Origin of the sequence: Pseudoalteromonas shioyasakiensis, assembly GCA_013391845.1 — a bacterium.
In the GTDB taxonomy this organism is placed as follows: domain Bacteria; phylum Pseudomonadota; class Gammaproteobacteria; order Enterobacterales; family Alteromonadaceae; genus Pseudoalteromonas; species Pseudoalteromonas apostichopi.
In genome coordinates this window covers 2,240,728-2,264,316 of sequence record CP058414.1, presented here as the reverse complement: position 1 = coordinate 2,264,316, position 23,589 = coordinate 2,240,728, and the positions used below count along the sequence as shown (strand labels likewise).

General features: G+C 39.2%; 23 protein-coding genes and 1 tRNA gene. 8 read left to right on the top strand and 16 right to left on the bottom strand.

All coding sequences use genetic code 11. The features are described from left to right. Positions 1-58 precede the first annotated feature (58 nt). Genes HYD28_10365 through HYD28_10355 form a run of 3 tightly spaced genes read right to left on the bottom strand, consistent with a single transcriptional unit; the run spans position 59 to position 2,857 of the window. Entirely contained in the window at positions 59-1,267 is a 1,209-nt protein-coding gene (locus HYD28_10365; GenBank protein ID QLE09323.1) for an ABC transporter permease, read from the bottom strand. Then, positions 1,260-2,048, bottom strand: a complete 789-nt coding sequence (locus HYD28_10360; GenBank protein ID QLE09322.1) for an ATP-binding cassette domain-containing protein — start codon at positions 2,046-2,048, stop codon at positions 1,260-1,262. Before HYD28_10360 ends, HYD28_10365 begins: the two co-directional genes overlap by 8 nt. Further along, entirely contained in the window at positions 2,045-2,857 is an 813-nt protein-coding gene (locus HYD28_10355) for a DUF3025 domain-containing protein (protein ID QLE09321.1), read from the bottom strand. The genes HYD28_10360 and HYD28_10355 overlap by 4 nt, the downstream gene beginning before the upstream one ends. 110 nt (positions 2,858-2,967) lie before the next feature. Between HYD28_10355 and HYD28_10350 the strand changes: the two genes are divergently transcribed. Then, positions 2,968-4,593: a M28 family peptidase gene (locus tag HYD28_10350; protein QLE09320.1), complete on the top strand. Its 1,626-nt coding sequence runs from the start codon at positions 2,968-2,970 to the stop codon at positions 4,591-4,593. Positions 4,594-4,664: 71 nt separating this feature from the next. Beyond that, complete coding sequence (locus HYD28_10345; protein ID QLE09319.1) at positions 4,665-5,837, top strand: arsenic efflux protein; 1,173 nt, start codon at positions 4,665-4,667, stop codon at positions 5,835-5,837. A 61-nt stretch (positions 5,838-5,898) separates the two neighbouring features. Here the strand turns inward: HYD28_10345 and HYD28_10340 are convergent, their stop codons facing one another. The 6 genes from HYD28_10340 to seqA form a co-directional block, all read right to left on the bottom strand. Next, positions 5,899-7,470 carry a dihydrolipoyllysine-residue acetyltransferase gene (locus HYD28_10340; GenBank protein ID QLE09318.1) on the bottom strand — a complete coding sequence of 524 codons (1,572 nt, stop codon included), beginning with the start codon at positions 7,468-7,470 and terminating at the stop codon, positions 5,899-5,901. 8 nt (positions 7,471-7,478) lie between these two features. Then, positions 7,479-8,456 (bottom strand): alpha-ketoacid dehydrogenase subunit beta, encoded by a 978-nt coding sequence (locus HYD28_10335; protein QLE09317.1) that lies wholly within the window; start codon positions 8,454-8,456, stop codon positions 7,479-7,481. Continuing rightward, entirely contained in the window at positions 8,456-9,670 is a 1,215-nt protein-coding gene (locus tag HYD28_10330; protein ID QLE09316.1) for a thiamine pyrophosphate-dependent dehydrogenase E1 component subunit alpha, read from the bottom strand. The genes HYD28_10335 and HYD28_10330 overlap by 1 nt, the downstream gene beginning before the upstream one ends. A gap of 269 nt (positions 9,671-9,939) precedes the next feature. After that, positions 9,940-10,995: a succinylglutamate desuccinylase gene (gene astE / locus HYD28_10325; protein QLE09315.1), complete on the bottom strand. Its 1,056-nt coding sequence runs from the start codon at positions 10,993-10,995 to the stop codon at positions 9,940-9,942. A 79-nt stretch (positions 10,996-11,074) separates the two neighbouring features. Continuing rightward, positions 11,075-12,712, bottom strand: coding sequence for an alpha-D-glucose phosphate-specific phosphoglucomutase (locus HYD28_10320; GenBank protein ID QLE09314.1), 1,638 nt, complete (start codon positions 12,710-12,712; stop codon positions 11,075-11,077). Between the two features lie 16 nt (positions 12,713-12,728). Further along, positions 12,729-13,331 carry a replication initiation negative regulator SeqA gene (gene seqA, locus HYD28_10315; protein QLE09313.1) on the bottom strand — a complete coding sequence of 201 codons (603 nt, stop codon included), beginning with the start codon at positions 13,329-13,331 and terminating at the stop codon, positions 12,729-12,731. Positions 13,332-13,462: 131 nt separating this feature from the next. On the opposite strand from seqA, the gene HYD28_10310 reads away from it, so the two are divergent. The 5 genes from HYD28_10310 (at position 13,463) to fur (ending at position 16,005) form a co-directional block, all read left to right on the top strand. Next, entirely contained in the window at positions 13,463-14,227 is a 765-nt protein-coding gene (locus HYD28_10310) for an alpha/beta fold hydrolase (GenBank protein ID QLE09312.1), read from the top strand. Between the two features lie 99 nt (positions 14,228-14,326). Next, positions 14,327-14,548, top strand: a complete 222-nt coding sequence (locus tag HYD28_10305) for a DUF2788 domain-containing protein (protein QLE09311.1) — start codon at positions 14,327-14,329, stop codon at positions 14,546-14,548. A 2-nt stretch (positions 14,549-14,550) separates the two neighbouring features. Then, positions 14,551-14,829, top strand: a complete 279-nt coding sequence (ybfE, locus tag HYD28_10300; GenBank protein QLE09310.1) for a LexA regulated protein — start codon at positions 14,551-14,553, stop codon at positions 14,827-14,829. Positions 14,830-14,843: 14 nt separating this feature from the next. Beyond that, a complete protein-coding gene (gene fldA, locus HYD28_10295) occupies positions 14,844-15,371 on the top strand; it encodes a flavodoxin FldA (protein QLE09309.1) in 528 nt (175 codons plus the stop codon). Between the two features lie 190 nt (positions 15,372-15,561). Further along, positions 15,562-16,005: a ferric iron uptake transcriptional regulator gene (fur, locus tag HYD28_10290; protein ID QLE09308.1), complete on the top strand. Its 444-nt coding sequence runs from the start codon at positions 15,562-15,564 to the stop codon at positions 16,003-16,005. A 227-nt stretch (positions 16,006-16,232) separates the two neighbouring features. On the opposite strand, the gene HYD28_10285 is transcribed toward fur, so the two are convergent. From HYD28_10285 to HYD28_10255, 7 genes are all read right to left on the bottom strand, one after another. After that, positions 16,233-16,850 carry an FKBP-type peptidyl-prolyl cis-trans isomerase gene (locus tag HYD28_10285; protein QLE09307.1) on the bottom strand — a complete coding sequence of 206 codons (618 nt, stop codon included), beginning with the start codon at positions 16,848-16,850 and terminating at the stop codon, positions 16,233-16,235. A gap of 73 nt (positions 16,851-16,923) precedes the next feature. After that, positions 16,924-17,325: a hypothetical protein gene (locus HYD28_10280; protein ID QLE09306.1), complete on the bottom strand. Its 402-nt coding sequence runs from the start codon at positions 17,323-17,325 to the stop codon at positions 16,924-16,926. A 51-nt stretch (positions 17,326-17,376) separates the two neighbouring features. Then, positions 17,377-17,467 (bottom strand) — tRNA-Ser (locus HYD28_10275). Between the two features lie 83 nt (positions 17,468-17,550). Beyond that, on the bottom strand, positions 17,551-17,928 hold the full coding sequence (locus HYD28_10270; GenBank protein QLE09305.1) for a hypothetical protein: 378 nt from the start codon (positions 17,926-17,928) through the stop codon (positions 17,551-17,553). Positions 17,929-18,127: 199 nt separating this feature from the next. Further along, complete coding sequence (locus HYD28_10265; protein QLE09304.1) at positions 18,128-18,676, bottom strand: NAD(P)H nitroreductase; 549 nt, start codon at positions 18,674-18,676, stop codon at positions 18,128-18,130. 63 nt (positions 18,677-18,739) lie between these two features. Next, entirely contained in the window at positions 18,740-19,450 is a 711-nt protein-coding gene (locus HYD28_10260; protein ID QLE09303.1) for a DoxX family protein, read from the bottom strand. 61 nt (positions 19,451-19,511) lie between these two features. Further along, a complete protein-coding gene (locus tag HYD28_10255; protein ID QLE09302.1) occupies positions 19,512-21,473 on the bottom strand; it encodes an FAD-dependent oxidoreductase in 1,962 nt (653 codons plus the stop codon). Between the two features lie 199 nt (positions 21,474-21,672). Here HYD28_10255 and sppA point away from each other — a divergent pair, with 199 nt between their 5' ends. Continuing rightward, complete coding sequence (gene sppA, locus HYD28_10250; protein ID QLE09301.1) at positions 21,673-23,538, top strand: signal peptide peptidase SppA; 1,866 nt, start codon at positions 21,673-21,675, stop codon at positions 23,536-23,538. Positions 23,539-23,589: the final 51 nt, after the last annotated feature.

Here is a 23,589-nt window from a genome sequence, read left to right as displayed (position 1 = left end):
CTATATACAAATAAAGCACCAAATTGGTGCTTTATTATTAGGTAAAATCAATAAATTCTTATCTAAATAAGACATCTTCTTTATTAAACCATTTAACACAAAATGCTAATAGTGCCCCTGCCACAATTACTGTTGCTAGGAAAATTAAACCCACTAGTGTGTAATCGACTGTGCCTTTAATGATTTCTTTGATTGCCAAAGCTACATTTGTTACAGGAATAAAGGCTGTTTTGCTCGTAAGCTCAACATTCGGCATCAACGCAATCATAATTGGAAAAATTACACCTATGCTTAGCGGAGCCATATAGTTTTGTGCTTCTTTAAAAGTTCGCGCATAAATTGAAATAGCCAATGCTAATGATGAGAAGATTGCAGCAATAGGCAATAACAACACAAAAATCAGCCCTAAATCTAATACAGTTAAAGAGCTAAATGCGTTTTTAACAACCGCTAAATCTACAAAAGCAATGGCCACCGATATCCACACACCCATACTAAGAACTGTAATAGTGGTTGTCGCAATTGAAGAAGCCAGCAAGGTTACAAACTTACCTAACACCAGCTGTGTGCGCGTGATTGGTGTAAGTAGAAGGGTTTCGAGTGTACCGCGCTCTTTTTCACCAGCCCCTAAATCAATAGCCGGGTACGTTGCGCCCATCAATACGAGAGGAATAAGTAGATAAGGAATAAACCCGCCAATTTTTTCACCCAGATTTTCACGTTTATCTGCAGTATCGACCTTAACAACTTTAATTGGCTCGATAATCGCGGCTTGTTGCTGCTCTGATACGCCAAAGCTTAACAGTTTAGTAGTACGCAGTTTATCACCATACTCTTTTGCAAGTTCTTTAACGCGGTCAAATAAGAAGTTAATCGCCTTAGCGTCGTTATACACAACTTGCCACTCACTTTGTTTAGCGTTGTCGAGTGTTTGCTCAGCGTCTGAAGGTAAATAGATACCCATATCGATGGTACCCGCTTTAACCGCTTTAGTGAGATCTTCTACCGTATTAAAGGTTTCGTCGCCTTTATATAATGCGAAGCTCTTATGATAAAACACCTTATCTGTAAATTCTTGCGCGTAATTACCATTAATAATGGCGTAAGTATGCACTTCTTGTTCAGCTTCGAGTGCTGCTTGTGAACTAATAAATGCCATCACAGCAAATAAAAGAGGGAAAATAGCAACTGGCAGTGCGACAACGAATATCAATGTTTTACGGTCACGTAACAGCTCTTTTAATTCCTTTTTAAATACTTCAAACATCACGACTCTCCGTTAAAATATTCATAAACGCTTGATTTAATTCCTCACTTTGACCAGTTTGTTTAAACTGTTCTAATGTGCCATCAAAGCAACTAATACCTTGATTTATAACTGCAACGCGATCACAAAGTAATGCAACTTCATCTAGATGGTGAGTTGAAAAAATGACTGGAGTACCTTGCTCTTTAAGGCCACGAATAAAGCTAATTACAGTTTGCGTGGTCATAATGTCTAAACCTGTCGTTGGTTCATCGAGAATTACCACGTCAGGATGATGAACAACAGCGCGAGCAATATTGGCTTTTTGCTTCATACCTGTGGAAAGGTTTTCGGCACGCTTATCAATGAAGTTGTGCATATCAAGTAAGCTGAATAGTTCATCACAACGTGCCGCTACCGCCTTTTTACTCATGCCATGTAAACGGGCAAAATATTCTACGTTTTCTTTAACCGTTAAACGCCCATATAAGCCAGTGCTACCAGATAGAAAACCAATTGATTTGCGGCCAACTAATGGCTTTTTAACAATATCGTGACCAGAGATGGTGATACTGCCTTCATCTGGTTTTAATGCTGTTGAAATCATTCTAAGGGTCGTTGTTTTACCTGCACCATTTGGGCCGAGTAAGCCGAGCACTTCACCTTTATTACATTTAAAGCTGACGTCTCTTACAGAATGGAAAAACTCTTTATCTTCGCGGGGGTCTACATTGTCCGTTTTATTTTTTTTATGATCTTTTGTTAGCTTAAATTTCTTTTTAAGCCCTGCAACTTCAATCATGTGCGTTTCCTTCGTTTAGGTCTAAAGTAATCAGTGTTACTGTAAAATTCTGGATTTTCATTTTCAGTCCACCACCCTGGTACACCTAACAAGGGTAATGGAGATAAATTCTTATTATCACGTAAACAATCATCTACTTTAATCATCTCATAAAGACGTTGATCTAGATACGCATATTGCTCGCTTAAATCTTTACAAAATATGTCATTGGGTACAATTACAAATAATGCTTTCCCTGTTAAACCTATATAAGGCTGAGTGAGCATCTCGTAGTTAGCATGGCCAAACATGAACGGTCGAATATTTTTACCCCACTGCTCACGTTGTGTAACAAATGCTTGATGCCATTGATGATCGCGTAATTGTTGTTGCCAACTTTGTTCGGTAATTGCCAGTACTACACCACATTCGTCGAATAAGGTGAGAGCATTACGGTGTTTGCTGCGCTCTTTTAGACCATGCAGTTTAATTTCTTCGATATGTTGATGATTTATCAGTGCTTTTGTTTTTGGAAATAAACACCAAATAAATCCACCAAAAAGGTCGTGCCAATTTTGTTGTCTTGTTGGTACTTGCCCTGTTTCATAAATAATTTGCTCATAATAACGAGTTTCGTCGGCAAATTTTTCATCCTCTACAAAGCTTATTACTGTGCCTTGTGTTGTTTTGGCATTTAAATATTGATTAAACCAGTCACAAGACGGCCAATTCGATAATTTGTCAATATTAAACAGCGTTGCTAGGTCACTAAAAGCACCGGTTGTAAGGTATTGTGTTGACCATTGCTCTGGTGCGCTAAATCGTTTCATTGCTTATTTTTTAACTTCTTGATGTATTGTGGGTAGTTTACCGTAAAAACTGGTTCTCATTAATAGAACCTCATATACTAATGCCACCATAAAACAAAAAAAGAGCTATTATGAAACGCTATTTTCCAATGACAGTACTTGCAAGTTCCATTCTTGCAGGCTGTGCTTCAACAAGTATCACATCAGGTGATGTAGAAAAAGCCTATCAAAGCATCAACTCAGAGCAACTAGCAGAGCACATTAAAGTGTTAGCTTCTGATGAATTCGGCGGCCGTGCTCCATCATCGAAAGGTGAAGAGCTAACGCTTGCCTATTTAACTGACCAATTTAAAGCATTGGGTTTTGAGCCTGGTAACGGTGATAGCTTCTTACAAGAAGTACCGCTTGTTTCACTTGAAGCAGACTCAAACATGGTACTTACCATTGGCGGCAAAGATTATCAGTATAAAAAAGATATGGTAATGGGTAGTAGCCGTATTAGTGCTAAACAAAGCATTAAAGATTCTGAATTAGTATTCGTTGGTTATGGTGTAAATGCGCCAGAGTACAACTGGAACGACTACGAAGGCATAGACGTAAAAGGCAAAACAGTTGTAATGCTAGTTAATGATCCAGGTTATGCGACTAAAAACCCAGATTTATTTACTGGCGACGCCATGACTTATTATGGTCGCTGGACATACAAATATGAAGAAGCAAGTCGTCAAGGTGCAGCTGGTGCAATTATTATCCACGAAACAGCACCAGCTTCTTACCCATGGTCAGTTGTTGAAAACTCTTGGAGCGGTGAGCAATTTGGTTTCCAAAAAGAAAATAACAACATGGATCGTGTTGCTGTTGAAGGCTGGGTAACAACTGATGTTGCCAAAGAGCTATTCAAAAAAGCAGGTTTAGATTTCGATACTATGAAAGCAAATGCTGCAAAAGGTGCTTACCATATTGATATGGGCGACCTAACAGCTAGCGTTGAAGTAAATAACACGATTAAAAAGTCAATTTCATATAACTTCATTGCAACGTTACCTGGCAGCGAAAAGCCAGACGAGCACATCATTTACTCAGCTCATTGGGATCACCTTGGTACAGATAAAACACGTAAAGGTGACCAAATTTATAATGGTGCCCACGATAACGCGACAGGTACTGCAGGCTTAATTGAAGTTGCAGAAGCATTTGCTAGCCTTCCTGAGCACCCTAGCCGCTCAATGACTTTCTTAGCAGTAACCGCTGAAGAACAAGGTCTACTTGGATCAAAATATTACGCTGCAAACCCAGTGATCCCAGCTTCTCAAACTGTTGCAAACATCAACATGGATAGCTTAAATCTATTAGGTAAAGTGAAAGATATCAGTGTTGTTGGTATCGGCAAATCAGAAATGGATAGCTTGTTAGAAACAGCTGCTAAAGCACAAGGCCGAACTGTATCTGGCGATCCTAAACCGTCTTCGGGTGGTTACTATCGTTCTGATCACTTTGCATTTGCAAACATGGGTGTACCAGCAATGTATGCTGGCGGCGGCAGTGAAGCCCTTGATGAAGAAACAGCAAATTACCGTAAGCGTATGAGCTTAGTTCTTCGCGGTTGTTACCATCAGCCTTGCGATCGTTACCGTGATGAATGGGATTTATCAGGTGCCGTTCAGGATCTTCAGTTATTCTATCAAGTAGGTTTTGATATTTCAGAGCGTAAAGAATGGCCGACCTGGAATGCGAGCTCTGAGTTTCAACGCAAATAGCTGCAAATGAGATTGATTTTCATTTAAATCGGTAATACAGTGTAACCTGATTAATTTTTAGGTTGCACTGTATGCTCTCATTAACACAAACGAGGTATTCCACCCATAAAGTGAGGTGTTATATTACGGACAATAAACGCTTATTTTTACCCCTATTATTGCTAATTTCTTTGGCAATACCAGCAAGCCGTGAGTTTACCCTCCAAGCGTTAAGTGATGCTTTTTTTCAAGTATCTGTGTTTGTTGCAGCCACTTTATTAATCTATTACTACTTGATTGATCGGCTACCTCAATTACAGCTCAGCTATTTACGAGCTAAATCAGGCATCCTAGAAATCGGTTTTGCGTCAATTTTAGGTGCTTTACCTGGCTGTGGAGGTGCCATTATTGTAGTTACCCAATTTACCAAAAAACAAGCTAGCTTTGGCTCTGTGGTCGCAGTATTAACAGCAACCATGGGTGATGCTGCATTTTTGTTATTAGCAACCCGCCCTCTTGATGGGTTATTAATGATGGTAATCGGTGTTAGTGTAGGCGTAATTAGCGGACAGGTGGTTAATACATTTCATAAATCAGATAAGTTTCAACCTACGCAGGCCAGTGACTTCAGCGAACAACCTCAATGCCAACCAAAAGCTTTAATATTTAGCCGCCCGGTTTGGAAATTTGCCTTAATGCCAAGCTTGATTGTTGCTATTGTTATTGCCACCAATACCGAGCTTAGCGTATTTGGTAATGGTATTAATCATGGCATTACCCTATTTGGTTCAATCATGGCGCTATTTACTGTAGTTGTATGGGCTCTTTCATCTAAAGGCAGCAGTTATAAACAAGTGACCAGCGAAGAAGCTCCATGCAATCCACCTTCAAAGCTCACGAAAGTGTTAATGGACACGCACTTTGTTACAGCATGGGTTGTCGCCAGTTTCATGCTATTTGAAGTTTTAGTTAATTTGCTAGGTGTTGATTTAAAAGCATGGTTTTCTGAATATGCTTATCTTGCTCCCTTGGTAGCTGTAGCAATAGGTTTGTTACCAGGCTGTGGGCCGCAAATTGTCGTAATGACACTTTATATTCAAGGCATTATCCCATTTAGTGCGATGGCAGCAAATGCAATATCAAATGATGGCGATGCTCTCTTCCCAGCCATCGCATTAGCACCAAAAGCAGCTTTAATGGCGACAGTCTATTCAACAATACCTGCGCTGTTACTCGGTTATGGATTGTACTATTACGGTCTTTAAAATATAAATTAAATACTATAAAAAAAACCAGCCGAGGCTGGTTTTTTATTTATTAATAATGTTAGCTCATAGCCATCATCATTTTTGCAGGATCTTCTAAATAAGACTTCCACAAGTTATTGAAGCGGGCAATTGTTCCGCCATCAATCACTCGATGATCGCCAGACCAGCTTACTTGCATAATGGCTGCTGAAACCACATTACCCTGTTCGTCAAAACGAGGTAAATGTTGTAACTTACCTAATGCAACAATGGCCACTTCTGGTTTATTGATGATCGGGGTTGCAATTGTGCCGCCAATAGCACCAATGTTAGAGATACTAATTGTACCGCCTTTTAAATCATCTGGTGATACACGTCCATCCCGTGCTGCTTCAGTTAAGCGCGTAACTTCATTTGCAACATCAACAATACTCTTTGACTGACATGCTTTAACATTTGGTACTAATAAGCCAATCTTAGAATCAACCGCCATACCAATGTTATGGTCGTCAAAATAAGTCAGCTCACTACAATCATCATTCACTTGTGAGTTAAGTACTGGGAACTGCTTCATTGCAAGCGATAGAGCTTTGATAAAGAATGGCATCATAGTTAACTTAACGCCCTGTTGCTTATACTGCTCTTTAAGTTCGCTTCGCATAGCAATCAATTTTGTCAGGTCAATTTCATCACAAAAAGTAAAATGCGGAATTGTCGATACTGACGCAACCATTTGCTTAGCCATTGCCGCTTTAATGCCTTTAATAGGCTCAACATGACTACCACCAGCTGTGGATGCTGCAGTTTTTACAGGCTCTGCCGCTTTAGGAGCAGCTTGTTGTGTTACTGCTTGGCTTGGTGATTCGTTTAAGAAATCTTCGATGTCTTGCTTGTAAATTCGGCCATTTTTACCAGAGCCTGGTACTTGCGTTAAATCTACATCAAGTTCACGTGCTTTACGACGAACAGCTGGTGAAGCAACTGCTTTCTTATTAAGTTGTTTAGTCTCATTTGATGCAGACACAGGCTTTTGTGCTGGTTTAGTCGCTGCATTTGTTTGCGCTTTAACTACCGCAGAGCTTACATCAGGCTCTGAGTTTTGGCCTACAATGCTCATTTGGAATAATGGACTGTGAACAGCGGCAATATCGCCTTTCTTATAATAAAGCTTTTCAACTTTACCTGTATATTTAGCCGGAATTTGAACCAATGCTTTGTCTGTCATTACATCACACACAGCTTGGTCTTCAACGATTTCATCACCTTCGCTGACTAACCACTCAACGATTTCACACTCAACAATACCTTCACCGATGTCAGGTAAAATGAAATCTTCTAAATGTTCACCAGATTCAGGTATTGCGGCTGCTTCAACTGGAGCTTGAGCTTCTTCGTTTTGCGTAGGTGCTTCACCATCAACATCCATCGCAAATAATGGTGCATGTACTTTAGCAATATCACCTTTTGCATAATAAAGCTTACTGATCACACCATCATGGACAGCTGGAATTTGCACAAGCGCTTTGTCGGTCATGACGTCACAAATTGGCTGATCTTCTTTTACAGAATCGCCCTCTGCAACTAACCATTCAACAATTTCACATTCTACGATGCCTTCGCCGATATCTGGCAAGATAAAATCTTTAGACATACTGACTCCTAAAACTCTACAGATTGCTTAATCGCAGCAAGCACTTTAAGTGCATCTGGCACATATTCTTTTTCAAGTGCTAATGGGTATGGCGTATCTAAACCACACACTCGAGCAATTGGCGATTCAAGGTGTAAGAAACACTCTTGTTGAATTGTTGCAACGATTTCTGCACCAAAACCATTTGTGATTGGCGCTTCGTGGCTAACCACTAAACGACCGGTTTTGGTTACTGATTTAGCGATTGTCTCAACATCCCACGGTAAAATAGTTCGTAAGTCGATGACTTCACAACTAATTCCTTGCTCTGCTGCTTTTTTAGCGGCATCTTCAACGATTTCCATTTGTGCACCCCAAGCAAGCAAAGTAACATCAGTACCCTCTTGAATGACTTCTGCTTTACCAAGCTCGATGCTGTAATCCTCTTCTGGTACCTCACCTGTTGATGCACGGTATAAGCGTTTTGGCTCAAAGAAAATAACTGGGTTATCATCTTTAATTGATGCACGAAGCAAACCTTTTGCTTGATAAGGGTTACGTGGCACAACAAGTTTCAAACCCGGTGTATGAGCAAAATAAGCTTCCGGTGATTGTGAGTGATATAAACCACCCGCAATACCACCGCCATAAGGAGTACGAATTGTTAGGTTGCCTACATTAAATTCATTACCACTACGGTAACGGAATTTAGCAGATTCATTTACGATTTGGTCAAATGCAGGAAAAATATAATCTGCAAATTGAATTTCAGCTAAAGCAGGCGCACCAAAAGCAGCTAGACCATTAGCAAAACCTAAAATACCTTGCTCAGTTAATGGTGTATTAAACACACGGTGCTTACCATATTTTTCTTGTAAGCCTGATGTTGCACGGAATACACCACCAAAATAGCCAACGTCTTCACCAAAAATACATGCATTTGGATGCTCTGCCATGGTGATATCAAGGGCAGAGTTAATTGCATGAAGCATGTTCATTTTAGCCATTACTTTAATCTCCCTGCAGTTGTTGGATAAGCATCAGGATGCTGCAAAATGTGCTCTTTTAATTCTTCGTATTGTTTTTGCAGTGATGGAATTGGCTTATCATAAACATCAGAAATAAGATCTTCTAATGCTGGTTTTGCAACTTTTTCAGCGCGTTTAAGAGCCGCTAAGATTTCTTCACGAATTGTTTCTTTATCTTTTGCGTCTTGCGCTACGTCTAACCAACCTTGTTTTAATAACCACTTACGGAAACGCTCAATTGGACAGCCTTTATGTTTTGCTTCTTCGTCTTTTGTACGGTAGCCGCTAGGATCGTCACTAGTTGAGTGAGCACCTAAACGATAGGCAATCGATTCAATTAAAACTGGTTCACCTTTGGTAGTAGCAATTTCACGGGCTTTTTTCGTTGCAGCATAAACTGCAAGCGCATCAGCACCGTCAACACGAATTGTTTTAATGCCATAGCCAACACCGCGTGATGCAATACCATCACCTTTAAATTGTTCATCTGCAGGTGTTGATATCGCATAGCCATTATTACGCGCAAAGAAGATAACCGGTGCTTCATGAACTGCAGCCATATTTAAACCAGCATGAAAATCACCTTCAGATGCCGCACCTTCGCCAAAATAACAAATGGTGATGTTATCAATCGTACTGTTCAACTCACCTGTTTGGGCATCAATGTGACGAACTTTTTGACCATACGCATAACCTGTTGCTTGCGGAATTTGCGTACCAAGCGGAGATGAAATGGTCATATAGTTGAGTTCGCGTGAGCCGTAGTGAATTGGCATTTGGCGACCTTTACCCAAATCTTTTTCGTTTGAAAACATTTGGTTCATGAATTGGTCTAGGCTAAAACCACGATAGCGTAAAGCGGCTTGTTCACGGTACTGGGCCATGATCATGTCATTTTGGTCAAGCGCTGCAGCCGATGCCGTTACAGCAGCCTCTTCACCTAAACATTGCATGTAAAAGCTAACTCGACCTTGACGCTGTGCTGCTTGCATACGCTCATCAAGCGCTCTAATAAAACGCATTGTCTCGTATAAACGGATTGCTGTTGCTTTGTCGATATCAGGTGCGGTTGCACCTTCGTGGATGTCGCCTTCCTCATTAAGAATGCTTAATGTAGGGATCGTTAATGCGTGACCATCAATAAATGACAGTTCATGATTAATGTTTAGCGATACGTTATTTGGATTACTCATAACCTACCTTCTTTCGTTGTCAGAAACCTACGCCACTGCCCTTATTACTATTTTTATCAGCATGAGCTGTAAGGATAAAGTTTGCGTAATATTCAATCTAATTAAATTAAACTGCCGTCACTTTACGTTAACGTAAGTTGTTATTCAACTAATCATAGACGAATAGGTGATAAATGGCTAAAAACGCATGGAAAGTTAACTATACAACGAAATAAATTCTTTATTGTCATATAGTTAACCAAAAATCGGTGGGTGATAATGCAGAGATTTTAAATAAAGTTGCTATCAACTTGCATTGGTACAACTGTAAGTAAAGCACGTTGACCTAAGGCTACATCAGCATTTGGGAAGATAATAGCTTCGCCGTCCACTTCCGCTTCATATCTGGTCTGACCATCAGTTGCTAATAAATCCCCCTTTGCAAAACCGGTGAAATTTTCGACATCATCAGCAAATGGGAAACTAAAATCTTCGCAAGTACGGTTTATTGTTCTATAAACTGAAAACAACTCAAAATCCCCTGCATTAAATTCTTTGTAATTAACAGTTTCCTGACTAATTAATGCAATTAATGTTTGTTTGGTTTTCTCAAATCGTGACATATCATTTTCGCCAAATGGCTTTACTTGACCAAGCTCTACGGTAAATGAATCAGCACCATGTACAAACGATGAGTAGTAGCTAAAAGTTGTTGCCGCTGATTTCATCATTAATACAGTGTTTACACCACAGCTAAGTAAGAATTGCAGCTGTGATTTTTTCCACGGTTTACCATGTAAGAATGGATACACAGCGAACTTTTCATTTTTAGAACCTCGAATTGCAGTATGTAGGTCATAATGAAAACGTTCACTACCTTGGTTGCCTCTTGCAAAGAAGTCAGAAACTACATCTTCAAGTAGCTTTGCACGAACTCGCTCAGGATTTGAATCAACCCCCTCAACAGTGTGATGACCATTAAATAAACGATTTAAGTTTTCATCAACAAAGCGTTTACCGATATTTATCGATTTTGGATTACCAAAAATAAACAATACACGCTGTTTAAGTACAAGTTCTTGTGTAATGATTGCCTTGATTAATTGGTCACAGATTTCAATTGGTGCTGTTTCGTTACCGTGCACCGCACTCGAAAGTACAATATCTTTGTTTGTTTGCTCTTTTGGTTGAAACTCTATGATGCCAGTATCGTGAACTGTGACATCAGTGCCGTTTTCAAGCTTAAAAGCACAAGAATCTAGTGAAAATTCATTGTTTCGGGTTAGTGTTAAAAAGTCGCCAGTACTTTTTAATTTTTGGAGATATGAAGGAGTTGAATAGCTCATAGTTCTATCCTAAAAATACGTGAGAGTAGAATACAAAAACGGCTGAGAATCTCAGCCGTTTTAAAGGGTAAAAAAGAATTTAGCTAATTACTGAATCAACCAGCTTTTTCGCTTCTTTTTCTAATAATGCTAGATGCTCTTCACCTTTGAATGATTCAAGGTAAATTTTATAAATGTCTTCAGTGCCCGATGGACGAGCAGCGAACCAACCGTTTTCGGTAACAACCTTCAAACCACCAATAGCCGCATTATTACCCGGTGCATGGGTTAGCTTCTGTGTAATTGCATCGCCTGCTAAGGTGTTTGCTTTTACATCGTCTGCTGATAACGCTTTTAAACGTGATTTTTGCTGCGCATCAGCGGGAGCATCAATACGCTTGTAAATAGGTGCACCGAACTCTTGTTCAAGCTCTTTATAAAGCTGTGACGGTGTTTTACCCGTTACCGCTAAAATCTCAGCAGCTAGTAAGCCTAAAATAAAGCCATCTTTATCAGTGTTCCAAACTGTTCCATCAAAACGTAAGAATGACGCCCCTGCACTTTCTTCACCACCAAAAGCAAGGGTACCTTTGCTTAGGCCTTCTACAAACCATTTAAAGCCTACCGGTACTTCTTTTACTTCACGGTTATTACGTGCAACTACTTTATCAATCATGCCGCTTGATACCAGTGTTTTACCAATTGCGACATCTTTTGACCAGTTACGGTTATTTAATAAATAGTCAATCGCAACAGCTAAAAAGTGATTTGGATTCATTAAACCGTCAGGCGTAACAATACCATGGCGGTCATAATCAGGGTCGTTACCAATACCGATATCATAATCATCTTTTAATGCAATAAGGTTTGTCATTGCATAAGGAGATGAACAATCCATACGGATTTTGCCGTCTTTATCTAAAGGCATGAATGAGAACGTAGGGTCAACAGACTCATTTACGACCGTTAAGTCTAAATTATATTTTTCTGCAATGACTGGCCAAAAGTTGATACCTGAACCACCAAGTGGGTCAACACCTATTTTGATTTTTGCATCGCTGATTGCTTTTAAATTAACGATGTTAACTAAATCATCTACATATGGTGTAATTAAATCTTGGTACTTAATAAAGCCCGAGCGTGATGCTTTAGCATAAGGGAATAACTCTACTTCAACTAAATCTTCTAAAAGTAATTGATTCGCTCTGTCTTCAATCCATTTAGTCACATCAGTGTCAGCAGGGCCACCGTTTGGTGGGTTGTATTTAAAGCCACCGTCTTCTGGCGGGTTATGTGAAGGTGTTACAACAATCCCATCTGCTAATTCATTTGGGTTTTCTTTATTATGACAAACAACAGCATGACTGATTACAGGAGTTGGTGTGTAATCATCATTTTCTTGTGCGATGACTTGTACTTCGTTTGCAACAAGTACTTCAATTGCAGAGTTAAAAGCGGCTTCACTCAATGCATGGGTATCTTTACCAAGGAATAGTGGGCCAAAAATGTTATTTTCTTTACGGTAATCACAAATTGCTTGTGTGATCGCTAAAATATGCGATTCATTAAATTTTACATCGAACGAACAACCACGATGGCCAGAAGTACCAAAAGCAACACAGTGCTCTGGGTTTTGTTCCAGATCAGGTTCATTTAAGTAATAAGCCGAGATCAGTTTTGGTACATTCACTAAGCTTGATTGCGGTGCAGGTTTACCTGCATCAGGATGAATCGCCATATTATTTCCTTATGGATTATAAGTAATCACGAATTTTTTCTGCTTCATCCGCGCTATAGCCTAAGCACAGTGCCACTTCGTGAAGCATCATTTTTTTTCTGGTTGTATTTGAATTTGTCATCACCCAATACTCAGTATCAGTGATATTTTTTGGATTCATGCTGCTACCGCTTTCAAGAAGTGCTTCTTTGCTTGTAGCAAAATAAACACGGTCACGGCCTTTAATTTCAAGTACGTTAGCAAAATCTTTCTTATGTGTTCTGTATAAAGCAGCAAGTATAAATAAGAATCGACCAACAACACCTTTTTGCATTGCTAGCTCTTCTTTGTTTAATACATTAAACACATTACCTTTCACTTGTGTCGATGCTGTGACAGTTTCAGCAGCCTCGTCAACATTTTCGTCGCTTGGTTCGAGACTTGATTCTTGTTTTGCTTCTTCTTTTACTTCAACAACTGGGTGTTCTTGTTCAGTTTTAGTAGTTGTTTCAACTGGGGCATTGGCGCCATCAGAGAGGTTTAATAAACGACGTAAAATGGTTGATGCACTTTCACCAATACTTTGCGTGTTGCTTGCAATGTATTGATATAACTCGTCGTCTATGTCGATTTTTTTCATGTTATTCCTGTCTTTACGGGTCACATTTTAAAAGTTCTCAATGATTATACCTAAGCTCGCAGCAATTCTCTATGTTTTGCATTTTGTAATTTCACTAGGCAAAATACTGCCATTAAAATTAGGAGTTGAAAATGCTATTAAACTACCAACAATTGGGTCAAGGTTCAGACGTTGTATTGATCCATGGTTTGTTTGGCTCGCTTGAAAACCTCAATGTAATTGCAAAAGCCTTAGCTGAAAATTACCGGGTTACCAATATTGATTTACGTAACCACGGTAGATCTTTTCACAGTGATACAATGAATTATCACGCAATGGCTAATGATGTTAGTGAATTACTAAAACATTTAAATATAAGTAAGGCTCACATCATTGGGCATTCAATGGGTGGTAAAGTTGCCATGCAATTAGCACTTAATCATCCGTCGCTCATCGATAAACTTGTGGTGTTAGACATTTCTCCTGTTGCCAATGCCCCCCGTCATAGCGCTATTTTTTCAGGCCTCAATGAGGTGGCAGAGTCAAATGTAACTGATAGAAAAACCGCTGATGAGATTCTTGCAAAACACATTGATGAGATGGGTGTCCGTCAGTTTTTATTGAAAAGTTTTGCTAAGAATGACGAAGGCAAATACCAATGGCGCTTTAATTTAGCGGTTTTATATCAGCAGTATGAAAATATTTTAGCGCGAGTTGGTGAAAATGATTCTTGTTTATGTGATACTTTGTTCATCAAAGGTAATGATTCAGATTACATTTTAGCTGAGCATCGACCCGCAATTATGGCTTTATTTCCTAATGCTAAAGCAAAAATTATTCATGGTGCAGGTCATTGGCTACATGCGCAAAAACCACTTGCCGTTAATAAAGCAATCAGCGATTTTTTAGCACAATAATTGCGCTGATAAAATTCGCTGTTTTTGATCGTGCGCACTAAATTATTACAAATTTTTGTGCTATAGTACGCGCCGTTTAATTTAAAGGTTTATACGTTGATGGTCAGTCAGTTAATTAACGAATTTGATACCTTAGGGTTGTATTTTGGCTTAGCTGGTATTTTCTTTTTTATTGGAATGGCAATTCAAGATGTCCTTAAAAAAGGTGATGTACCACGATTTGGCCGATACATCGTTTGGTTAGTGCTATTTTTAGGCTGTTCTGGGTTTATAGCGAAAGGGCTTATTCAAGTCTTCTGGCAAGGCGCAGGTGTGGGCTAGACATGGCAAAGTCAGAAACAGATAGAACAACACCCGATTTATTTGAATACGAAAAACGTCCAGGTAGACCTAAAACGAATCCCCTACCTCGTGACATGCAATTAAAAGTAAATAAACGTAATCAAATAAAGCGAGATAAAGCACGTGGTTTAAAGCGTGTAGAATTTAAGGTTTCATCACAGTTATATCAAGCATTAAGCGATATGGCAGATGCGCAGAATATTAGCCGTAGCGCGTTGATTGAAACAATTTTACAAGAAAGATTGGCTATTGATAGATAGAAGGTTTTAAATCCATGTCAAGCGTAGGTATTTTTTTCGGAAGTGACACAGGCAATACTGAACATGTAGCTAAAATGATTCAAAAGGAATTAGGTAAAAAGCTAGTTGCAGTTCATGACATTGCAAAAAGTTCAAAAGAAGAGATTGCTGAATTCGATTTATTGTTATTCGGTATTCCAACTTGGTACTACGGTGAAGCTCAATGTGACTGGGATGACTTCTTCCCTGAATTAGAAGAAGTTGACTTTGAAGGTAAACTAGTAGCTATCTTCGGCTGCGGTGACCAAGAAGACTATGCTGAATACTTCTTAGATGCAATGGGTATGATCAACGATATCGTAACTGAGCGTGGTGCAATCGTTGTTGGTCATTGGTCTACAGAAGGTTATGACTTTGAAGCATCAAAAGCTCTTATAGATGACAGCAATTTTGTTGGCTTAGGTATTGATGAAGACCGTCAACCAGAACTTACAGAAAAGCGTGTTAAAGACTGGTGTGCTCAGGTTTATGAAGAAATGTGTTTAGCAGAACTTGCTGATTAATAACAAGTACTACTCGCATTTACTAGCTGATGTAAAGATGCACAACCAGTTCATTTTTGTTCAAAAAAACAGCAACAAGACGAATTGTTCTTTGCACTTAGTAACTAGGCACGTTATTCTAACAGTTGCTAATGTGTCGTGTGCATCTTAATGATGCCTAGTATAACTAAATAAAATTGAGACAGATTGAATGACTGATCACAACTTGGAATTAAAAAAAGCAGGGTTAAAAGTAACACTGCCTCGTATTAAAATTTTAGAGATTTTACAATCTCCAGACAACCAACACATCAGCGCTGAAGATGTCTATAAAATTCTTTTAGACAAAGGCGAAGAGATTGGTCTTGCAACTGTCTACCGTGTTCTAAATCAATTTGATGATGCAGGTATTGTATCTCGCCACCACTTCGAAGGCGGAAAATCAGTATTTGAATTATCGGGTAGCACTCACCATGATCATTTAGTTTGCCTTAAATGTGGTAAGGTTGTTGAGTTTGAAGACGACACTATCGAACGTCGTCAAGAAGAGATCGCCAAAGAGAATGGCATCAAACTAACAAACCATTCTCTTTACCTATACGGTGAATGTGAAGACACTGCTGCGTGTAAAGAATTCGCTGAATCAAATAGCTAATTGAGTATTAAATTCAGACATAAAAAAACCTGCTTAGAAGCAGGTTTTTTTATGTCTGAATAGCAACTCGTTTAATTAAGTAATCTATTTTGAGGCAATAAAAACATCGTTGATAAAAGGCAAAAAATCATTATTTAGTAGTTCTAAATGAGAAATTTTAACGCAGTTAGCGATAGATTTAACCCTTAAAATGACCAAGTATTATTACGAGTAGTATTAGAAATCAATTAGATGATATCTAATAGCTCAACGTCAAAGATTAGCGTTGAGAAAGGAGCGATTGCTGCACCAGCACCGCGCTCACCGTAAGCAAGTTCGTGTGGTACGTATAAACGCCACTTAGAACCAGTACCCATCATTTGTACCGCTTCAGTCCAACCTTTGATTACACCGCCCACAGGGAACTCAGCTGGTTGACCACGCTCATATGAGCTATCAAATACTGTACCATTGATTAGTGTACCGTGGTAATGTGCACGGATAGTTGAATCTGCAGTTGGCTTTTCACCGTCGCCTGCAGTAAGTACTTCATATTGAAGACCTGACTCAGTTACTGTTACTTCAGGACGTTTTGCATTTTCTTCTAAGAATGCAATACCTTCAGCTGCAAGAACTTTAGCTTCTTCTTCACGACGAGCTTGGATCTCAGCGTTGATTTTCTCAAATGCTGCTTGAATTGCTGGGATTTCAACTTGGAAATCGTTACCAGTGTATGCGTCTTTCATACCTTCAAATACAGAGTTTAAGTTTAAACCTTCAAATGGATTCGCCTTTAATTGCTCACCCATTTGTAAACCAATACCGTAACTTGCTTTTTCAGCGTCTGTTGTAAAATTATCTGACATGTTTTAATTCACGTTTATTTAGTTAAAAGACGTGGTCATACTAACATAAAAAAACAACGAATATCGCCTAGTTTTACTGCGTTTGCTCAGTGTTTGCACTAATTCGCAGCTTTATTTTATCAATAACGAAAGTCGCAACTGGTAAAGTGGCGATCATCGATGCAATAAAAAAGCCACTCATTAAGCCCTCTTTGCCTAACATGATTAAAGGCACAACAATAAGCCCTATCGAAGAAATTACAAAGGCTGCGATAGTAGGCCAGTGTTTGTCGTATTTACCAATGAGATGACCAACTAATACATTAAAGCCTATTCCATAAGCTATTGAAGATAATAATCCGTAATCAGGTTGTGCATCATGGGCCATGGCAACGAGTACGTTGATTCCGCTGTGATAAAAATAAGAAAAGATACACCAAAGTAAAACATGTTTTACAAAACGTATTGGTGTAAAAGAAGACTCGCTTGTTGACATTACTTATCTCCAGATAGCAAAAAACCGCCCTGTAGGCGGTTTTTTAAATAATGGTGGAGAGATAGGGATTTGAACCCTAGAGGGGCTACAAACCCCTGCCGGTTTTCAAGACCGGTGCATTCGACCACTCTGCCATCTCTCCGTACGGCGCGCATAATAGTGTTTACTGCGTACGTTGTAAAGCCTTAATTGTAAAAAACTTTAAAAAACTAAAATCTATAACTATCAATAATACTGCTTCGGGCGTTTTGCAATTAAAGAACACACCAGACAAACAATCAGGCTGACAAGTGCAAAGCCAGAGCCTTGAACAATCACATCAATTTTATTGAGGTTATAACTAGGTATGATGACTAACACGAATGCCGGTAAACAAGTGAGCGTTAAAACATAACAACATATTTTAAAGGCGCGACCAAAATCGAAACGTTTAGTGCTTTGCATCCACCATGTAAGGAAGAGTAATACAACTACTGCAGACAAGCCTAGATAATGAGGTTGATTAGTCGCCATAGCAACAAAGAAAGTGACTACAGCACCAATTATGCCCCAAATTGACCAAGCGAACCAATTTTCTTTTTCACGTAAAAATAAGTTTCCCATTGTTCTCGTCTTCTTTATCGTTATTTTTTTAAGACCATCCATACGTTAACAAAAAATAACCGATTAAAAAACACACTGAAGAAGAATTATTTCGTTTTTTGCATCCGTGCGCTTCTTACAGCTAAGCTAAATCTGAAAAAACTAACATAAGTAAGCTTAATAGTGTCTGACTGCTTAACTGTATAAAAGTTCCTACTATTTATAAATTCTCAAAAAACGTCTCTGGCTTGTGTCTAATTGGCTTTTTGATATCTACTTCTGGCGTGCCCAAATATAGGTAACCAACAATTTCATCTTCTTCTTTACAGCCAAGTGCTGCTTTCACTGCTGGACTCTGTGCAAAATAGCCTGTGCGCCAAATACCTCCTAAACCTTGTGCAAACGCAGCTTGTTGCATTGCAAGAACACTACATCCTGCACTTTGCACTTGCTCAATCCGAGGCACTTTTGGGTTTTCTGCTACATCTGCAATAGCAATTATCATCATAGGTGAACGCAGCGGTAATTCTTTTGCTCGATCAATCGTTCTTTGATCCTGTTTTTCAGCAACAGCAGCTTGGTGATAGATTTCACCCAATTTATTCCGAGCATCCCCCTCTACAACAATAAACCGCCAAGGAGCAATACAGCCATGATCTGGTACTTTGATAGCTGCGCGCTTAATGATTTCAAGTTGTTCTGCCGTAGGCCCTGGTGCTACAAGGCGAGGGTCTGATTGTCGAGTTTGTAATAGCGTTAAAGCGTCCATGAATGTTCCGTAAAAGCTTAAGACAAGGCCCCTATCAAGTAGAGGCAATATAACTCTAGCTTATCATTTATCTTTATTAGCAATAAAGCTATTCGGTACTTTTCTAGTTAACCAATAATCTAAACTAACGTAACGACCGCCACCTACAAAAAATAAGCTTAACAGCATAACAAAGTAAATTGCGGAAAATTCAATCCCATTATTTAAGATCACAGGTTTACCTTTTTCATAAAGGTATTCTGTATAACCATGAGTCTCTAGCAACTCGCGCATTTTAGTCAATCTCTCACTTGCTTCATCTGAATTAACCAAACTGGCTTCACTACCTGGTATTGAAAGCCAATTGAGAACTCTTGCTGGGCTAGTGCTTGCATCTGTGGGGGTTACAGCAAACCAGCCATTACTAGCGTGTACTGTAGTCGCTGCAACAACCATAGTGATCATCAAAGGAATTGCGGTTAAGCGGGTAAATAAACCTAATAAAAGAAATATCCCCCCTAAAAATTCTGTCCATGCCGCTAAAAATGCTAGTACGGAGGGCATTGGCAGGCCTAAGCCCCATTCGTTATTGCCAAACCATGCAACAATATCATTGGATGCTAAAAAGTATTGGTGGAAGTGAGTGACATCACCACTTAAGGCAAGTTTATTAAAACCTGCAATTATCATCACTGGAGCTAAAATTAAGCGAATTAAAAGGCTGGGTAGTCCATCTAAAAACTGAAAGTTGTTTAAGATGCGGTTGTATAAAGGTCGAAGGTGTGTGTTCAACATAGCGGTCTCGTGACTAATTTTATTAATCACACAGACCGCGAGTTTTCTAGTTTACTTTCAATTATATTTTACGAGCAACTTGTAATGCTTCAAAAATTGCACGTTTTGCATCAATGGCTGCAGCAAGCTTGGCTCCTCCAATTACGTGTACTTTGGCGTTTTCAGTTTCTTTTTCAAAAGTTTCAGTATTTGAAACCTGACCAATACAAGCAATCACGGTATCTACATCTAAGATTTGTTCTTCACCTTTAACAGTAATTTTTAAACCTTTTTCATCAAAGCTTATATACTGACACTCAGCAATTTGTTTTACATCGTGCTGTTTAGCAACTTGACGATGGATCCAACCTGTCGTTTTACCAAGTTCACTACCAAAACGCCCTGCACTGCGCTTAAGCATGTATATTTGGCGGTTGTCTTTATCAGGTGCAGGTTCACATTCAATGCCCCATTGAGCTTTGAACTGCTCTATAGTTTGCCCTTTATGCTCACTTAAAAAGGCAACCATATCAAAGCCTATACCTCCGGCACCAAGAATAGCAATTTTCTCACCAAGTTCGACTTCACCACGAATAACTTCATCATAAGCAAATACGCGTTTCCCATCTCCACATTCGATTTTGGCTTCACGCGGACGTACGCCCGTTGCAAACACCACATCATCGTATTGATTAAGCATATCATCAGTAAAGTCAGTACCAAGCTGCAAATCTACATTCAACCGCTTTAATTCATTAGTGAAATAATTGAGTGTATGGTTAAAGTCTTCTTTACCTGGCACTTGCATTGCTAAGTTAAACTGACCACCCATTTGCTCTTTACGTTCAATTAAGGTCACCTTGTGACCTTTCTCTGCTAGGTAACAACTTGCAGCAAGGCCAGCGGGGCCTGCACCAACAACCAGGACTAATCGTGAAAATTTTGTTTTTTCTAAACTGTAATCTAATTCAAAAGCCGCTTGTGGATTAACCAAACAAGTTGCACGTTTGTTTTTAAACACATGGTCTAAACAGCCCTGATTACAACCGATACAAATATTGATTTGCTCAGCTTTATTATTAACGTACTTATTAAAAAAATCAGGGTCCGCTAATAAAGGACGTGCCATCGAAATTAAATCTGACTCACCCGCCGCTAAAATACCATTAGCAATTTCTGGTGTATTAATGCGGTTAACCGCGATAACAGGCACTGATACCGTATCTTTTAAGCGTTTTGATGCTTCTTTAAATGCCCCCGGTGGTACCATACTTGCGATGGTTGGTACACGGGCTTCATGCCAACCTATACCGGTATTAAAAATATCGACACCTGCTTGTTCAAGAGCTAAAGCCTGTTGTTTTACTTCATCGGGCGTTGATCCATTGGGAATTAAATCCATCACTGACAAGCGAAATACTATAATGAATTTTTGACTCACTTTAGCGCGCACCGCTTTAACTATATCCAAAGCTAAGCGCATTCGATTTTCTAAACTACCACCATACTTGTCTGTTCTTTTATTGGTGTGGTTAGCCATAAACTCATTAATTAAATAACCTTCAGAGCCCATGATTTCAACACCATCATAGCCTGCTTTTTCAGCTAGTTTTGCTGAATGTGCAAAGTCTTTTATGGTCTTTTTAATTGACCCTAACGACATCTCTTTAGGTTTATAAGGATTAATAGGAGCTTGAATTGCACTTGGCGCTTGATTAAATGGATGATATGCGTAGCGACCTGCATGCAATAATTGTAAGCAAATTTTACCGCCATGTTGATGTACGGCTTCTGTATAAGCTTTGTGTTTAATCACATCATAAAATGAATTAAATGTTGATGCGAATGGTGAGAGCTTACCGCGTAAATTAGGGCTATAGCCCCCTGTAATTATCAAACCCGTGCCACCTTTGGCACGTGCTTCGTAAAATGCACGTAAGCGTTTACGGTTATGCCAGCCTTCTTCTAAGCCAGTGTGCATTGAGCCCATAACCAAACGATTACGAAGTTCGGTATGCGGTAATTGTAATTTTTGTTCTAACATTGTGTGCCCCGTTAACTGGTCGAACCTCTATTAGAAATAGATTCTGCGGCAATAACTTAGAATAATCAACTTTTCGCTATTAATTAATCTGTAGCAAATTGTGGTTTTAAACACTCTGTTACTATTTAACAGTTAATTTTAAAGTTATTCTAAGCTAAGATAAGTTCACTACTAAGCTGTACTGAATTAAGGATTTATTTTGCTAGCAAAGATATTTAAAGGCATTTGGACCGGGATTAATTTTTCCCGCCGTTTGGTCCTAAACATATTATTTTTATTACTAGTAATTTTCTTCTTTGTTGCCATCACTGGTGAAGAAGACCAAGTAAAGGTAGCAGATGGAACCGTGCTACGCCTAAACTTAAACGGCCCAATTGTTGAAGAAAAAACCTATGTTGATCCTGTAGAAGCAGCTATCAACGATGCAACAATGGGCAAAGAAGCACCATCAGAGATCCTTCTTGATGATGTTGTTGAAGTGATCAACGAAGCGACCAAAGATGATCGCATCACTGTAATGCTACTTGACCTGCAAAAAATGCCTAGCGCGCACATCAATAAGCTAAAACAGATAACCAAAGCAATTGATGCATTTAAAGCTGCTGGAAAACAAGTTATTGCTACAGGTTACTACTACACACAAGCACAATATTATATTGCTGCCCATGCTAATGAAGTATCAATGCACCCATATGGCGGTGTTAGCATTGAAGGTTACGGCATGTTCCCGCTTTACTTCAAAGATGCCCTTGAGAAATTAAAAGTAACTCAACATATCTTCCGTGTTGGTACTTATAAATCAGCTGTAGAACCGTTTATTCGTAATGACATGTCAGATGCAGCAAAAGAAGCTAACCGTGTCTGGTTAACAGCTCTTTGGAACGAGTATAAAACTGATGTTGCAGCGAGTCGTCCATTCGATGAAAGCAATTTTGATGAGGATATGGAAGTATATCTAACAAAAATGCAAGCAGTTGACGGTAACTCAGGTCAGTATGCGTTAAATAATCAATGGGTTGATTCTTTAAAAACATCACAACAAATTCGCCAGCAACTTATTGAGTTAGTGGGTGCAGAAGAAACGGGTAAAACTTTTAAACAGGTTAGCTTTCGTGAGTATTTATCACTTGTAAAACCACCCGTTGAGTTCGATAACCCAATCACTGAAAAAGTTGCCGTTGTTGTTGCTAAAGGAACGATTGTAGATGGCGAGCGCAAAGCCGGTGAAATTGGCGGTGATTCGACAGCTGCCCTACTTCGTAAAGCACGCCTAGATGACAAAGTAAAAGCTGTTGTACTTCGTATTGACTCAGGTGGTGGTAGCATGTTCGCCTCTGAAGTGATCCGCGCTGAAGTATTAGCTCTAAAAGCAGCAGGTAAACCAGTAATTGCATCAATGAGCTCAGTGGCAGCATCAGGTGGGTACTGGATTGCATCAGCAGCCAATGAAATTTGGGCTGCTCCTAGCACAATCACAGGTTCAATCGGTGTATTCGGTACTTTCATGACTTTTGAAAACACCATGGCTGAATTGGGTATTTATTCAGACGGCGTTGCAACAACGGACCTTGCTGGTTTTTCTATAGCTCGCCCTCTTGATGAGAAAATGTCAGATATCATTCAAATGAGCGTTGAAAATGCATACAAACGCTTTTTAAATGTGGTGGCTGAAGCACGTAACATGACCCCTGAACAAGTTGATAAAATTGCCCAAGGCCGTGTATGGATTGCAACTCAAGCAAAAGACCTTGGTTTAGTTGATAAGTTAGGTGATAAACAAGATGCAATTAAAGCAGCAGCCGAGCTTGCTAAGCTTAAGCATTATGATGTTAAAACCATCAAACAGTCATTAACACCTCAAGAGCAGATGCTACAAGATATCTTAGGCACAGCGGCTATTCAGAGTTTCTTTGCTAAATCTGATTCATCTACATCAGTATTGGCTACGCAAGCTAACTTACAAAGCCTAATAAATCAGTTAAGTAGTGAAATTGATAACCTAAAAGATTATAACGATCCTCAAGGCGTTTACGCTCGTTGTTTAGTATGTAACGTAATTCAATAAGTTACTTAGCAAAGCAATTTTAGGTATACTAAGCCCAGTTGTTTAACTGGG